The sequence below is a fragment of the Streptomyces sp. NPDC048521 genome (genome assembly GCF_043199855.1).
Lineage (GTDB): Bacteria > Actinomycetota > Actinomycetes > Streptomycetales > Streptomycetaceae > Streptomyces.
In genome coordinates this window covers 505,790-519,752 of record NZ_JBICWR010000002.1, presented here as the reverse complement: position 1 = coordinate 519,752, position 13,963 = coordinate 505,790, and the positions used below count along the sequence as shown (strand labels likewise).

The 13,963-nt window shown below is 72.0% G+C and carries 12 protein-coding genes and 1 pseudogene; 6 read left to right on the top strand and 7 right to left on the bottom strand.

Annotated features, from left to right (window positions below):
- The first annotated feature begins 1 nt into the window (after window position 1).
- A pseudogene (gene mgt / locus ACGFRF_RS06760) lies at window positions 2-1,256 on the top strand (macrolide-inactivating glycosyltransferase).
- Between the two features lie 13 nt (window positions 1,257-1,269).
- Here mgt and ACGFRF_RS06755 read toward each other — a convergent pair.
- Entirely contained in the window at window positions 1,270-2,226 is a 957-nt protein-coding gene (locus ACGFRF_RS06755; RefSeq protein ID WP_393737512.1) for a hypothetical protein, read from the bottom strand.
- Window positions 2,227-2,336: 110 nt separating this feature from the next.
- Entirely contained in the window at window positions 2,337-4,577 is a 2,241-nt protein-coding gene (locus ACGFRF_RS06750) for an MMPL family transporter (protein ID WP_393737511.1), read from the bottom strand.
- A 383-nt stretch (window positions 4,578-4,960) separates the two neighbouring features.
- Here ACGFRF_RS06750 and ACGFRF_RS06745 point away from each other — a divergent pair, with 383 nt between their 5' ends.
- Window positions 4,961-5,512 (top strand): DUF1697 domain-containing protein, encoded by a 552-nt coding sequence (locus tag ACGFRF_RS06745; protein WP_393737510.1) that lies wholly within the window; start codon window positions 4,961-4,963, stop codon window positions 5,510-5,512.
- On the opposite strand, the gene ACGFRF_RS06740 is transcribed toward ACGFRF_RS06745, so the two are convergent.
- A complete protein-coding gene (locus tag ACGFRF_RS06740; protein ID WP_393737509.1) occupies window positions 5,478-6,353 on the bottom strand; it encodes a transglutaminase-like domain-containing protein in 876 nt (291 codons plus the stop codon). The genes ACGFRF_RS06745 and ACGFRF_RS06740 overlap by 35 nt on opposite strands.
- 77 nt (window positions 6,354-6,430) lie before the next feature.
- On the opposite strand from ACGFRF_RS06740, the gene ACGFRF_RS06735 reads away from it, so the two are divergent.
- The 4 genes from ACGFRF_RS06735 to ACGFRF_RS06720 all read left to right on the top strand — a co-directional run bounded on the left by ACGFRF_RS06735 (window position 6,431) and on the right by ACGFRF_RS06720 (window position 10,135).
- Window positions 6,431-7,447: a ketopantoate reductase family protein gene (locus tag ACGFRF_RS06735; protein WP_393737508.1), complete on the top strand. Its 1,017-nt coding sequence runs from the start codon at window positions 6,431-6,433 to the stop codon at window positions 7,445-7,447.
- An 88-nt stretch (window positions 7,448-7,535) separates the two neighbouring features.
- Window positions 7,536-8,486, top strand: a complete 951-nt coding sequence (locus tag ACGFRF_RS06730; protein WP_393737507.1) for a sigma-70 family RNA polymerase sigma factor — start codon at window positions 7,536-7,538, stop codon at window positions 8,484-8,486.
- Between the two features lie 85 nt (window positions 8,487-8,571).
- A complete protein-coding gene (locus tag ACGFRF_RS06725) occupies window positions 8,572-9,225 on the top strand; it encodes a DsbA family protein (protein WP_393737506.1) in 654 nt (217 codons plus the stop codon).
- 586 nt (window positions 9,226-9,811) lie between these two features.
- Window positions 9,812-10,135, top strand: a complete 324-nt coding sequence (locus ACGFRF_RS06720) for a hypothetical protein (protein ID WP_393737505.1) — start codon at window positions 9,812-9,814, stop codon at window positions 10,133-10,135.
- 34 nt (window positions 10,136-10,169) lie between these two features.
- Here the strand turns inward: ACGFRF_RS06720 and ACGFRF_RS06715 are convergent, their stop codons facing one another.
- From ACGFRF_RS06715 to ACGFRF_RS06700, 4 genes are read right to left on the bottom strand one after another with little or no spacing between them, the layout of a single operon-like run.
- Window positions 10,170-10,931, bottom strand: coding sequence for a sirohydrochlorin chelatase (locus tag ACGFRF_RS06715; protein ID WP_393737504.1), 762 nt, complete (start codon window positions 10,929-10,931; stop codon window positions 10,170-10,172).
- 5 nt (window positions 10,932-10,936) lie between these two features.
- Window positions 10,937-11,815, bottom strand: a complete 879-nt coding sequence (locus ACGFRF_RS06710) for an ABC transporter permease (RefSeq protein ID WP_393737503.1) — start codon at window positions 11,813-11,815, stop codon at window positions 10,937-10,939.
- Complete coding sequence (locus ACGFRF_RS06705; protein WP_393737502.1) at window positions 11,802-12,605, bottom strand: ABC transporter ATP-binding protein; 804 nt, start codon at window positions 12,603-12,605, stop codon at window positions 11,802-11,804. The genes ACGFRF_RS06710 and ACGFRF_RS06705 overlap by 14 nt, the downstream gene beginning before the upstream one ends.
- Before the next feature lie 11 nt (window positions 12,606-12,616).
- On the bottom strand, window positions 12,617-13,729 hold the full coding sequence (locus tag ACGFRF_RS06700) for an aliphatic sulfonate ABC transporter substrate-binding protein (protein ID WP_393737501.1): 1,113 nt from the start codon (window positions 13,727-13,729) through the stop codon (window positions 12,617-12,619).
- Between the last annotated feature and the right edge of the window lie 234 nt (window positions 13,730-13,963).

The window sequence follows — 13,963 nt, the reverse complement described above, 5'->3', positions numbered from 1 at the left end:
CCTGCGCACCGCAAAAGAATTAGACGAGACGTATCGTCTCGTCTAGTCTCGGCTGCATGACCACTCCCGCGCACATCGCCATGTTCTCCATCGCCGCCCACGGCCATGTGAACCCCGGTCTCGAGGTGATCCGCGAACTCGTCGCCCGGGGACACCGGGTCAGCTACGCCATCCCACCCACGTTCGCCGACACGGTGGCCGCCACCGGGGCCCGGCCGGTGCCCTACATCTCCACGCTGCCCGGTCCCGACGCCGATCCCGAGGCCTGGGGGAGCACCTTGCTCGACAACGTGGAACCGTTCCTGGACGACGCGATCCAGGCGCTCCCACAGCTGATCGAGGCCTACGCCGGTGACGAGCCCGACCTCGTCCTGCACGACATCGCCTCCTACCCGGCCCGCGTCCTCGCCCACCGCTGGGGCGTCCCGGCGATCTCCCTGTCCCCGAACCTCGTCGCCTGGGAGGGCTACGAGGAGGAGGTCGCCGAGCCGATGTGGGCCGAGCCCAGGAAGACCGCGCGCGGGCAGGCCTACTACGCCCGGTTCGAGGCGTGGCTGGCGGAGAACGGGATCACCGAGCACCCGGACCCGTTCGTCGGCCGCCCGGCGCGCTCGCTGGTGCTCATCCCCAGGGCACTCCAGCCGCACGCCGACCGGGTCGACGAGCGGGTCCACACCTTCGTCGGCGCCTGCCAGGGCGACCGGGCCGAGCAGGGCGAGTGGCAGCGGCCCCCCGGCGCGGAGAAGGTCGTCCTGGTGTCCCTCGGCTCGGCCTACACCAAGCAGCCCGCCTTCTACCGCGCGTGCGTGCGCGCCTTCGGGGGCCTGCCCGGCTGGCACCTGGTCCTCCAGATCGGCAGGCATGTGGACCCCGCCGAACTGGGGAACGTGCCGGCCAACGTCGAAGTACGCGACTGGGTACCGCAGTTGGCGGTCCTGCGGCAGGCCGACCTGTTCGTCACGCACGCGGGTGCCGGCGGCAGCCAGGAGGGGCTGGCCACCGCCACGCCGATGATCGCCGTACCGCAGGCCGTCGACCAGTTCGGCAACGCCGGCATGCTCCAGGCGCACGGCGTCGCCCGGCAGCTGACCACCGAGGAGGCCACCGCCGACCGCCTCCGTGAGGCCGCCCTCGCCCTGGTGGACGACCCCGAGGTCGCCCGCCGCCTGAAGGACGTCCAGGCGGAGATGGCCCGGGAGGGCGGCACCCGGCGGGCGGCGGACCTCATCGAGGCCGAACTGCCCGGAGCCCGCTGAGGACCGGCGGCGGTCAGAGGTACGCCGTCGTGTCGAGCCGCGCCTTGTAGATGACCGCGCCCGCCCGGGCCCTGGCCACGCCGCTCACGTCGAAGTGGACGTACTTGGTCCCGAAGGCATTGCCGCCCGGCACCGCGCCGGTCCACATCTGCTCGCCGGAGGAGTGCCGCACGTACGACTTCACCAGCTTGCGGGAGTGCAGGGTGGTCCGCTTCATGGTCGACTTGTCGACGGCGTACACGCCGTTGGTGTCGGTGACCAGCAGCCGGCCGGGGCGCTGGTGGTCCGGCTGCAGATCGTGCGGGTGGTGGAACCCGGTGAGCCGGCGTCCGGTGTCCTCCACCAGCTTGGCCGAGTTCCGGGTGGTCACGATCCGGTACGCCGTCAGCACCGAGCCGCCCGCTGCCCACATCCGCTCCAGCTGCGGGTCCCACAGCAGCCCGTGCGCCTGGAAGAACGGGACCGGCGCACCGGCCCGTACCAGCGAGCCGCCGGCACCGCCGGTGGGCCGGAACACGTGCAGGCTGCCGCCCTTGGCGGTGCCGCCGCCCGATCCCTTGCTGCGGCCCGCGACCACGACCACACCGGTGCCCTGGGCACGCTCGATGGCGTGCGGGTAGTTGGGGACGTTCGCGGACCACAGCAGCTTCTTGTCCCGGCGCCGGTAGATGCTCGCCGTCCCGCTGCTCGGGGTGCCGGTGACCGCGAGCAGGATCTGCCCGTCACTGTCGGTGTCGCGGAACCTGTGCTCCATCGGATGGCCCGAACCCACCGGGTTCAGCTGCCACTTGATGTGGGCGTCGGTGAAGGGCCTGTTGCGGTCGAAGAGGTAGATCCTCCCTGAGGTGACGTCCCCGATGAGCACGTTGAACGGCGCGGGCCCCGCCGCGCTCGCCGACGCGGGCGCCGCGGTCAGCAGCCCGGCCGCCGGCACGGCCAGCGCGCCCTTCAGCAGACTCCGCCTGTCCATGTGATGTCCTCCCCCGTGACGACTGACGTACCCGGTCCGCATGGTCAGAGCACGGAACGGGGTCCGTCGGTTCCCGGGAGAACCGACGGACCCCGTGTCGACGGGCGGAATCAGACCGTCACCCGCTCGCCCTCCTCCCGCACGGGGCGAGCGATCGCCTCGGGCGCCTCGTCGTGGGTGAGGTCCGGCAGCCGGTGCAGCCACCTGGGCAGGTACCAGTTGCGCTCGCCGAGCAGCGCCATCACCGCCGGCAGCAGCACCCCGCGGATGACCGTCGCGTCGATGAGGACGGCCGCTGCCAGGCCCACACCCATCTGCTTCATGGACTGCATGGACAGCGTGCCGAAGATCGCGAACACGGCGACCATGATGACCGCGGCACTGGTCACGACACCGGCCGTGGTGACCACGCCGTGCCGGATCGCGTCCTTGGTGTCACGGCCGCGCACCCGGGCCTCGCGGATCCGGGAGACCACGAACACGTGGTAGTCCATGGACAGTCCGAACAGGATCACGAACAGGAACAGCGGCAGCCAGGTCACGATCGCGCCGACGCCCTCCGCGCCCACCAGCGAGGCACCCCAGCCGTGCTGGAAGACGGCGACGAGGATGCCGTAGGCGGCGGCCACCGACAGCAGGTTGAGCACGATCGACGTGATCGCGATGGTCAGCGAGCGGAACGACAGCAGCATCAGCAGGAAGGCGAAGACGACCACGAACGCGAAGACCGGCACGACCGAGCCCATCAGCTGGTCGTTGAAGTCGTGGTTGCCCGCGACCTGTCCGGTGACCGGCGCCTGCACACCGGCGACCTTGCCCAGCGTGGCGGGCCGCACCTCGTCGCGCAGCTTCTCGAGGCTCTCCGTCGCCTTGTCCATGTCGCTGCCGCCGACCAGCGGCACGGACACCAGCGCCACGTTCTGCGCGTCGTGCAGCTTGATGTCGACCGGGCCCCGGGAGGCGCCCGAGGCGATCGCCTCCTGCTTGAAGTCGGCCAGCGCCCGGCGCACCTCGGCAGCGTTGATGTCCTTGGCCTTGACGACGACCTGGGCCGGCTCGCTGCCGCCCGGGAAGGCGTCGTTGACGCGGTTGTAGGTCTGCACCATCGGCAGCGAGTCGCCGAACTCCTGGTCCAGGGTGAGCTGCTGGGTCTTCATGCCGAGCGCGGGCGCGGCGACCGCCAGCAGCGCGCCGGCCGCGACGACGACCGAGACCAGCGGCTTGGCCAGCACGCCGCGCAGCACGGCCGTCCAGAACCGGCTCCCGTCGTCGGTGCCGTGCTGCCGGCGCCGTCGCAGGAACGGGATCCGGCCCTTGTCGACCCGCTCGCCGAGCAGCGACAGCAGCGCGGGCAGCACCGTCACCGACCCGACCATGGCGACCGCCACCACCATCAGCGAGGCCAGGCCCATCGCCTCGAACTCGGCGAGCCCGGTGAACAGCATGCCCGCCATCGCCACGCACACGGTGACGCCGGAGACGACGATCGCCCGGCCACTGGTGGCGGCGGCGATCCTGAGCGCGGTGCCCGCGTCCCGTCCGGCGGCCCGCTCCTCACGCTCGCGGCGCAGGTAGAACAGGCAGTAGTCGACGCCGACGGCCATACCGACCAGCAGCATCACCGAGTTGGCGGTGTCGCTCATCGGCTGCAGATGGCTGACGAGGCCCATCAGGCCCATCGTCGCCATGATCGCGGTGATCGCGAGGGCCACCGGCAGCAGCGCGGCCACCAGCGCCCCGAAGGCGATCAGCAGGATGCCGAGGGCCACCGGCACGGCCGAGTACTCGGCCTTCTGGAAGTCGTCGCCGAAGGCGTCCTTGTACTGCTTCTGCATGCTGGCGCCGCCGATCTCCTCGATCCGCAGCGAGCCGTGCTCCTTCTGTACACCGGCGACCGCGTTCAGCACCGGCTCGATCCGGTCGGCGGCCGTCTCGGCGTCGCCGCGCAGGTCGAACTGCACCAACGCGCTGCGGCCGTCCCGGGAGATGGTGTGCGTGTCGTACGGGGAGGTCACGTCGGTGACCTTCCCGGTGCCGTCGACGGCCCGGACGACATCGGCGACGGCGGCCCGGAACGCGCCGCTCGTGGCCTTGACGGCGCCGTCCTTCGACTGGATCAGGACGGTCTCCCCGGCCGGCTCCTCGATCCCCGCGTCGTCGATGATCCGTGCCGCGGTGTGGGTCTCGCCCTTGAGCTGGTCGCTCTCGGCCACGTCGACCCGGCCCGCCGCCGAGCCCAGCCCCATCGCCAGGACGACGAACAGCACCCATATGCCGACGGCCGCCCAGCGGTGCCGGGCGCTCCAGCCGCCGGCGCGGGCGGCCAGCCCCCGCACCTGTGTGTTCCCCATGATCGGGTATGCCCCCTCGTAGTGCGGTGACGGCCCCCTGCCGCCACGACTGCGCTTGCTCCGCTTCGACGGTATGGGCCGGCCGAACGCGTCTCGTCGTGCCGGCCGATGAACCGGGGTGGTCACGGCTCACCGCTGGGGAGGACGGCGGGCCCTTACATCTATCGGTGCTTCTCGGGGACGGGCCCTCAGGGATGCCCGTGTCCGATCCGCCGACAGAGCTCCACTTCGTGATGGCGAAACCGCGTCGAAGAAGTCAAAGCTGCGTGGAGGAGTTGATCCGCACCCCGCTGATCGGCCAGAGTTTCGCGCAAGGCGGCGTCGCCGGGACCGGCCGCCGTGCCCGCCCCCATGGGGCACGACGGCCGCTCTATGGTGGCCGGATGACGACCTATGCGGCGCTGCTGCGCGGAATCAACGTCGGCGGCAGCAAGAAGCTCCCCATGGCCGAACTGCGCACACTCGTCACCGGACTCGGCCACACCGGCGTCCGCACCCATCTGCAGAGCGGCCAGGCCGTCTTCACCGCCGACCGCGGCGACGAGGAGTCCCTGGCCGCCGAGCTGGCCCGCGCGATCGAGGAGCGCTTCGGCTTCCCGGTCGACGTGCTCGTGCGCGACCACGCCTATCTGAAGGCGGTCGCCGAGGCCTGTCCCTTCCCGGCCGCCGACCTGCAGCCCAAGCAGTTGCACGTCACCTACTTCTCCGCGCCCGTCAGTCAGGACCGGTACGCGGAGATCGACCCGGCCGCCTATCTCCCCGAGGAGTTCCGGCTCGGCGACCGCTGCCTCTACCTGTACGCCCCGGACGGCCTCGGCCGCTCCAAGCTCGCCGAGGCGTTGGCCCGTCCGCGGACCACCGCAGGCCTGATCGCCACGAGCCGGAACTGGAACACCGTGCTCAAGCTGGTCGAGTTGACGGCTCCGGGAGCGTGACGGTGCGCAGGCCGAAGCCGGCGGTGTGCGAGAGGATCTCGCGGGGCGGGGCCAGGCGCGGGTGGGCGGCCAGCCGCCGCACGTCCGCCGGGGCCTGAGCGGCGGCGACCTCGTCGAGCAGCGCGAGGTCGGCCGCGCCGAGCGCCGCGTTGTCCTCGAACCCGGCCAGCGGCGCCCAGCCGTCCCAGGGCAGTGTCTCGACGCCGTTGCGGCAGGCCAGATCGAGGACCAGGCTGCCCCGTACGAACCACGCGCCCCGCAGCCTCTCGTCCCACGAGAGCCCGAAGGCAAGCGGGTCGGCCGCACCCGCGCGCACCGCCCGCCACGCCTCGCCCGCCACGACGAACCGGTCCCGCGGCACGTCCAGCGGATCGAAGTCCAGCGCGTACGACGGGTCCAGGACCTGGGGATCGACAAGCCGCCAACTCCCGTCCGGCAGACGGTACTCGGTGATCCAGTGGTCCTCGTGGAAGCCGGCGACGAAGTAGTCGGCGAAGCCGCCGCGGACCCGGGCCGGCGTGCCGGTCGCGCGCAGCAAGGACACGTGCAGCAGCGCGAAGTCCCGGCACGTCCCCACGAACCGCTCGTCGTAGGGCCGTGGTTCGGTGAGCGGTCTGCCCGAGCGCTCGCGCAGGATCCGCAGGATCCGGGAGGCGTAGCGCGCCTCGGGGTCGTGCCGGAGCCGCTCCTCGGGCACCTCGTGGCCCAGCCGCGTCCCCTCCCCCCGATGGAAGATCAACCCCCTGACCACCTGGGCGAGTTCCGCCGGATCCCGGGGCAGGCCGCCGGCATCCAGGTCTCCCGGGTCGCTGTACGGCGTGTGCGTCGCGTAGAAGTCCATGGGGCCGACCGTCGGCCTTGCCCCAGGGGCAGGGTCAACCCGCGGGCGCCGAGGTGCGGTGTGCGAGGCTCTGTCCCATGCGCTACATCATCATCGGGGCGGGAGCGGTCGGCGGGACCGTCGGCGGGCGCCTGGCCCAGGCCGGCCGAGAGGTCGTCCTCGTGGCACGCGGCCGGCACCTGGCGGCACTGGCCGAGCACGGGCTGCGACTGCGGGTGCCGGAGGGCGAGTCGAGGTACCGGCTGCCCGCCGTCGACGGACCCGGCCCGCTCGGCGAGCTGCGCGCCGACGACGTCCTCGTCCTGGCGGTCAAGACCCAGGACACCGTGGCCGCCCTGGACACCTGGGCCGGCCTGCCCGTCGCGGGCGGCGGCACGGCGGCCGAGCGCCTGCCGCTGGTGTGCCTGCAGAACGGCGTCGAGAGCGGACGGCTCGCACTGCGCCGCTTCCGGCACGTGTACGGCGTCTGCGTCTGGCTGCCGTCGACCTTCGTGGAGCCCGGCGTCGTCTCCGCCGCCGGCGCCCCGCTCACCGGCATCCTGCACCTGGGCCGCATCCCGCACGGCACCGACGACACCGCCCACCGGATCGCCGCCGACCTGGCCGACGCCCACTTCGAGGCGCCGGTCGTGCCGGACGTGGCCCGCTGGCAGTACGCCAAACTGCTCGGGAACCTCGGCAACGCCCTCGAAGCGGTGAGCGGGCCCATGACCGGCGAGGAGGCCCAGGCGCTGTACGCGCGGGTGCGCGCCGAAGGGGAGGCCGTGCTCGACGCCGCCGGCATCGCCTACGCGGGCGCGGAGGAACAGCGCGCGGCACGCGGCGACAAGGTCACCCTCGTCCCGCTGCCCGGGGCCCCGCGCGGCGGCGGTTCCTCCTGGCAGTCCCTCGTCCGGGGCACCGGCACCATCGAGGCGGACTACCTCAACGGGGAGATCGTCCTCCTCGGTCGGCAGCACGGCATCCCCACCCCGCTGAACGAGCTGCTGCAGCACCTCGCCAACGCGTTCGCGCGCGAGCGCCGTGTGGCCGGATCCCTGCCGGTCGCCGAGCTGGTCGCCCTGGCCGACAAGGCCGCCGCGCACGGCGGTTGATCTTCCGGCCGGTTTGGCGTTTCGTGTCCCACGGCCGGGTGCGGGACGCGCGCGGCCGATGCGGGTACGAACGGGACACGGGGGAACGGTGGACGACTTCACGGGGGATGCCGGGCAGCGGCTGGCCGCGCGGTTCGAGACGGACCGGCCGCACCTCGCGGCCGTGGCGTACCGGCTGCTCGGCTCCGCCGCCGAGGCCGACGACGCCCTGCAGGAGGCCTGGCTGCGGGCTCGGCAGGCCGACATCGAGGCGGTCGAGAACCTCACCGGCTGGCTGACCACCGTGGTCACCCGGGTCTGCCTGAACCTGCTGCGGGCCCGCCGCAACCGGCGCGAGGAGTTCCTCGACGCCCGCGACAGCGCCTACGACACCGCGTACGACAGCGCCTACCGCGGCGCGTACGAGCCCGGGTCCGCGGCCCTGGGGGCCGGCGACCCCGCACGCGAGGCCCTGCTGGCCGACGAGGTCGGTGTCGCGCTGCTGGTCGTCCTCGACACCCTGGGCCCGGCCGAGCGGGTCGCCTTCGTGCTGCACGACATGTTCGCGGTGCCCTTCGACGAGATCGCCCCGCTGCTCGGGAAGACCCCGGCCGCCACCCGGCAACTGGCCAGCCGTGCCCGGCGCCGGGTCCAGGGCCGCCCGCCCGCGCCCGCCGCCGACGCCGGGCGCCGCCGCGAGGCCGTCGAGGCGTTCCTGGCCGCGACCCGCGGCGGCGACTTCACGGCCCTGGTCGCCCTGCTCGACCCGGACGTGGTGCTGCACGCCGACGCGCGGGTCGTGCCCACGCCCGAACCGATCACCATCCAGGGGGCCGAGCCCGTCGCCCGCGGGGCCATGGCCGCCATGGCCCGCGCCCGGTTCACCGGGCCCGCCCTGCTCGACGGCCGGATCGGCCTGGTCATGGCGCCGTACGGACGCCCGCGACTGGTCCTGGCCTTCACCTTCGGCGCGGACGGCCGGATCACCCGGATCGACGTGGTGGCGGAGCCGGACCGCCTGCGCGAGACGGAGATCGGGGCCGCGCACACCGGTCGATGAGCGCAAGCGGCACCCCCGATGGGCCAAGAAGAGGTGCGGAAAATGGGCCGGGACTCTGGGCCGTCCGCGCCCTAGCGTCGCCACCATGACGCACCCCACCACTCACAGCCCCACCCACACCTCCACCCGTCCCGCCCCGATCCGGGTCGACTTCGCCTTCGACCCGGCCTGCCCCTTCGCCTGGATCACCTCCCGGTGGCTGCTGGAGGTCGAGCGGCTGCGCCCGCTGGACCTGCGGTTCCACGCGATGAGCCTGTACCTGCACAACATCGGCAACGAACTCCCGGACTGGTACCGGGATCTGGTGGACCGCTCGATCGGGCCGGTGCGGGTCGCCGTGGCCGCCGCGGAACGGCACGGCGAAAAGGTGCTGCGCGACCTGTACACCGCGTTCGGGACCCGGATCCACGCGGACGGGATCGAGGACTTCGACCTGGTGGTCACCGAGGCACTGGCCGAGCTGGGCCTGTCCGCGGACCTGGCGGGCGCCGCCCAGGACCCCGCCCACGACGAGGCGGTGCGCCGCAGCCACGCGGCCTGGGCCGAGCCGGAGACGGGCGGCTACGTGGGCACACCCACCCTCCACATCGACGGCACGGTGTGGTTCGGACCGGTGTTGCGTGCCGTTCCGCGCGGCGCCGAGGCGGCAAAACTCTTCGACCATGTACGGGTGCTGGCCAGGCACCCCGACTTCTTCGAACTCAAGCGCACCCGCACCGGCGGCCTCCGCTTCGACTGATCCGAAGGGCGCAGTGGCCGATAACCGTCCCTCGGGCGCGGAGGCCTCACCGCACGTGTGACACGTGGGCCAGCACCGGCGCAGAACGAAGAGCCACCGCGATCCGACGTCACAGGGGAACGCCGGACCGCGGTGGCCGTTACCACGTACCGGCCCTCTGATGGCCCGGCTCGCCGAACTCCGCGAAAAATCCCGCACCCTGTTCCTAGGCTGAAGCGCGGAACGGCCGCAGGCGGACGGATGAGGGAGACGGGCAGGCCATGGCCTCATACGGGCGCACCGCCCACCTCCTCGGCGGCATCCGACGCCCGGTCAACGCGCACCGATCACCCGGATGGGTGGCTATTTTCGGCCCACTTGGCGCCGACCCGGCCGCCCATGGCGCGGCGGCACCACGAAAGAGCGCCGACCAGGGTCCGTCCCACCGTCACCCCTGCGACAAGGCCGTACCGGGCGTCCGTACGGGCACCGCCGACATCGGTAACGTCAGCGGTCCCGGCCCCGCCCGCACCGAAGCCGCACCCACCCGACCCCGAAGGCTGCTCAGGGCCCCCAGCGCCCCGAGGACCAGAAGCGAGGACAGCACATGAGCACGTACCACTACGGCAACGTCAACGGACCGGCCGGCTACGGCGATCACGGCCGGGCCGGCCTGGGCAACGGCGAACTGGACCTGGAGACCCTGATGGACGTCGCCGACCGGCTCACCGAGACGCTGAACGCCGAGTACCCGGAACTCGTCGGCCAGGGCGAGATCATCCAGCGCGAGCTGGCGCTGTCCGCCGAGGACGGCCTGCCGCCCAACCGCGGCCGGATCCGTTCCGCCCTGGAGAACGTCGCCATCAGGGCGGCGGCCGGCACCGGCAGCCTCACCTTCACCCAGCAGCTCACCTACGCCCTCGGCCTGTGACCGGCCCGAGCCTGACCGGGCGGGACAGCCGTCGTCAGGCGCCGAGTGCCGCGAGGGCCGGCTGGCCGGCGGCGTCGTAGCGTTCCAGCAGCACCCGCGCCACCTCCGGTGCCGGGCCCAGCACGTCCGCCAGCAGGTCCGCCTCGGCCGCGCCCCGGGCGATGCGGTCCGGCAGGAAGCCGGGGGCCAGGACGTAGGGCGCGACGGCGACCCGCTCGCAGCCGAGGGCACGCAGCTCGCGTACGGCGTCCTCGGTGCGGGGGAACCCCGCGGGAGAGCCGGCGGAGGCGAACGCAGGCCGCACGGCGCACCAACCGGTGTGCCACCACTCCCGCGCGATGTCCGCGATCACTGCGATCGCCTCCGGGTCGGTGGACCCCGCCGAGGCCAGGACGACCCCGGTCGAGGACTTGTCGGCGGGTGCCAGCCCCGCCTCGTACAGGCGCCGCTCGAGCGCCGCCACCAGCAGCGGGGACGGGCCGAGGACGTCCGCCTGCCGGATCCGCAGCCGCGCCGGGGCCTCCCGCAGCACGGCCGGGATGTCGGCCTTGGCGTGGAACGCGCGCGTCAGCAGCAGCGGCAGCGCGACGACGTCCCGCACGCCCTCCGCCGCCAGCGACTCCAGCACCCCGTGCACCGACGGGACGTTGAAGTCCAGGAAGCCGGTCTCCACGCGCAGCCCCGGCCGCAGCGACCGTACCCGCTCCACGAGGGCGTGCACGGTCGCGGCGTGCCGCGGGTCGCGGCTGCCGTGGGCGATGACCACGAGGACGGGGCGGACCGGCTTGCTCTGCATGGAGGTCAGCTCTTCACCATCAGGCCGCGGCTGCGCAGCACCCACCGCTCCAGCGGGCTGAAGATCAGCAGGTCGATGGCGATACCCACGAACAGGATGAGCAGGATGGCCTCGAACACCATGGCCATGTCGCTGGCGGTGCGGGCGTTCTCCAGCAGCTGGCCGAGGCCCACGCCCAGGTCGGGGAACTGGGCGATGATCTCCGCGGCCATCAGTGAGCGCCACGAGAACGCCCAGCCCTGCTTGAGCCCCGCCACGTAACCGGGCAGCGCAGCGGGCAGGGTGACGTGCCAGACGCCCTTGACGCCCGTCGCGCCCATCGTGCGGCCGGCGCGCAGGAACAGCGGCGGCACCTGGTCGACACCGGACACCAGGCCGTTGGCGATGGAGGGGACCGCGCCGAGCAGGATCACCGCGTACATCATCGAGTTGTCCAGGCCCAGCCAGATCACGGCGGGCGGCACCCACGCCACCGACGGCAGCGACTGGAGGCCGGACAGGATCGGGCCGATGGCCGCGCGCACGAACTTCACGCGGGCCACCAGCAGACCCAGCGGGGTGCCGATGACCAGCGCGAAGAAGAAGCCCAGCAGGCCGCGCGAGACGCTGGTCCAGATGTAGCCGACCAGATTGCCCTGCAGCCAGGCGTCCTGGAACGCGTTGCCCACCGCCGCCGGCGAGGGCAGTTTGGTCGGATCGTCGACGACCGGGTAGAGGAGGGACCAGATCACCAGGACCACCGCGATCGCGATGATCGGCGGCAGGATCTTGTTGACGAAGGTCTGCCGGAGGGTCGGCCGGCCGGTGGCCGTGGTCTCCAGTGCGTCCAGGCCCGCCTCGACGCTCCCGGCGTCCAGGACCGGTGTCCTCTCAGTGCTGGCCATGACGGCGGATCTCCCCACGCAGTACCTCGGTGATCTCAAGGGACAGTTCGGCCACGGGCGCGTCCTCGATGCGGCGCGGCTGCGGGATGTCGACCGTCCACTCGCGCGCGATCCGGCCAGGACGGGAGGACAGCAGGACGACCCGCTGCGCGAGCCGTACCGCCTCGCGCACGTTGTGCGTGACGAACAGCACCGACACGCCCGTCTCCGCCCAGATGCGGGTCAGTTCGTCGTGCAGCACGTCCCGCGTGATGGCGTCCAGGGCCGCGAACGGCTCGTCCATCAGCAGGATCTGGCTCTCCTGCGCCAGCGCGCGGGCCATCGCCACGCGCTGCCGCATACCGCCCGACAGCTCGTGGACCCGCTTGCCGTACGCGCCCTTCAGCCGGACGAGTTCGAGCAGCTCCTCGGCCTTACTGCGCCGCACGGGCTTGGGAACTCCCCTGAGCTTCAGGGCGAGTTCGATGTTCTTGCCCGCGGTCAGCCACGGGAAGAGGGCGTGCTCCTGGAACATCAGCGCCGGGCGGCCGTCCGTGGCGATGGAGCCGGCGGTCGGCCGGTCGAGGCCCGCCACCAGGTTCAGCAGCGTGGACTTGCCGCACCCCGAGGCTCCCAGGAGGGTGACGAACTCACCCGGTGCGACATCGATGCTGATGTCGTCCAGGACGAGCTGCTGCCCGCCCGGCGTCGCGAAGGACTTCGAGACATGCTCGAGGCGTGCCGCGTACTCGACCGCCTCGGCGGCCTTGGCGAGAGTCGTGGCCATGGTCGTCACCTCCTGGGAAGTCATCGGAACGTGTGTCAGCTGCTGCCGAGTCCGGCGTCGCCGACCGTGCTCTCGCCCTCGGCCTTGAGGACCTTGTTGAGGATCGTGAGGTCGTAGATCCCCTTCAGGTTCGGCTTGTCCAGCAGGCCGGCCTTGACCGCGTGCTCCGCCTCGGTGCTGAGGGTGGACGCCAGCGGGTCGTCGGTGAACTGGACCGACTTCCACGCCGGGTCCAGGACGCCGGCCGGCAGTGCCTTCCCGGAGTCCGACTCCAACTGCTTGTTCGCGGCGGCCTTCGCCTCGTCCGGGTGGGCGTTGATCCACTTGTTGGTCTCGACCGAGGCCTTCAGCACGGCCTCGACCGCCTTCGGGTGCTCCCTGAGGAAGTCCTGCCGCACGATGATGTTCGTGATCACGAACTTCTTGTCCGGCCACAGCGTCGACTCGTCCAGCAGCACCTTGCCGCCCTCGGCGACCAGCTTGGACGCGGTCGGCTCCGGCAACCAGGCACCGTCGATGGAACCGGACTTGTAGGCGTCCGGGGTGATCTTGTTGTCGGTGCGGACGACCGTCACGTCACCCTTGCCGCTCTGCGCGTCGACCTTCCAGCCCTGGTCGGCGATCCAGTTGAGGAACGCCACGTCCTGCGTGTTGCCCAGCTGGGGGGTGGCGATCTTCTTGCCCTTGACGTCCTTCAGGGACTTGATCTTGTCCGGGTTCACCACGAGCTTCACCCCGCCCGACGCCGAACCACCGATGATCTTCAGGCTCTTGCCGTCGGACTTGGTGTAGCCGTTGATCGCGGGGGAGGGGCCGATCCAGCCGATGTCGATGGAGCCGGAGTTGATCGCCTCGATCTCGGACGGGCCGGCGTTGAAGGTCGCGTACGAGGCCTTGGTGGCGCCCAGCTCCTTCTGGAAGAAGCCCTTCTGGTTGCCGACCAGCGCGGTGGCGTGGGTCAGGTTGCCGAAGTACCCGATCTTGACGGAGTCGAGCCCGTCGATCTTCTTGGCCCCGGCGGCGACCTTGGTGGTGTTGTCGTCCTTGGACTCGGACCCGTAACCGCAGGCGGCCAGAGTGAGCAGAGGGAGAGCGGCGATCGCGGCTATGCCGCGGCGAAGTCGAGAAGGAGGCAGCTTGGCAGGCACGGGAGGTGTTCCTCTCGTTGGCCCGGCGGTCACGGTCTCTCAGGTCGTGGCCGGGAGTTCGGCAAGGGGTCTTCGTCGCTTCCGGGACGTCGGGTGGGGGGACAGGGCGCGCAAGCGGTGCGCGTACGTCAGCGCACACATCGCGCCACTCCGCCCTGCCCGCTGCCGAGGGCGCCGCTGCCGACGCGGCCGCCCTCCTTCGCGAACGTGGAGTAGTAGTCGGTGGAGTGCATG

What these genes read in the sequence shown, in the direction of transcription:
- ACGFRF_RS06755 (WP_393737512.1), bottom strand. Translation starts at nt 2,226, where the DNA reads ATGGACAGGCGGAGTCTGCTGAAGGGCGCGCTGGCCGTGCCGGCGGCC.
- ACGFRF_RS06750 (WP_393737511.1), bottom strand. Translation starts at nt 4,577, where the DNA reads ATGGGGAACACACAGGTGCGGGGGCTGGCCGCCCGCGCCGGCGGCTGG.
- ACGFRF_RS06745 (WP_393737510.1), top strand. Translation starts at nt 4,961, where the DNA reads ATGACGACCTATGCGGCGCTGCTGCGCGGAATCAACGTCGGCGGCAGC.
- ACGFRF_RS06740 (WP_393737509.1), bottom strand. Translation starts at nt 6,353, where the DNA reads ATGGACTTCTACGCGACGCACACGCCGTACAGCGACCCGGGAGACCTG.
- ACGFRF_RS06735 (WP_393737508.1), top strand. Translation starts at nt 6,431, where the DNA reads ATGCGCTACATCATCATCGGGGCGGGAGCGGTCGGCGGGACCGTCGGC.
- ACGFRF_RS06725 (WP_393737506.1), top strand. Translation starts at nt 8,572, where the DNA reads ATGACGCACCCCACCACTCACAGCCCCACCCACACCTCCACCCGTCCC.
- ACGFRF_RS06720 (WP_393737505.1), top strand. Translation starts at nt 9,812, where the DNA reads ATGAGCACGTACCACTACGGCAACGTCAACGGACCGGCCGGCTACGGC.
- ACGFRF_RS06715 (WP_393737504.1), bottom strand. Translation starts at nt 10,931, where the DNA reads ATGCAGAGCAAGCCGGTCCGCCCCGTCCTCGTGGTCATCGCCCACGGC.
- ACGFRF_RS06710 (WP_393737503.1), bottom strand. Translation starts at nt 11,815, where the DNA reads ATGGCCAGCACTGAGAGGACACCGGTCCTGGACGCCGGGAGCGTCGAG.
- ACGFRF_RS06705 (WP_393737502.1), bottom strand. Translation starts at nt 12,605, where the DNA reads ATGACTTCCCAGGAGGTGACGACCATGGCCACGACTCTCGCCAAGGCC.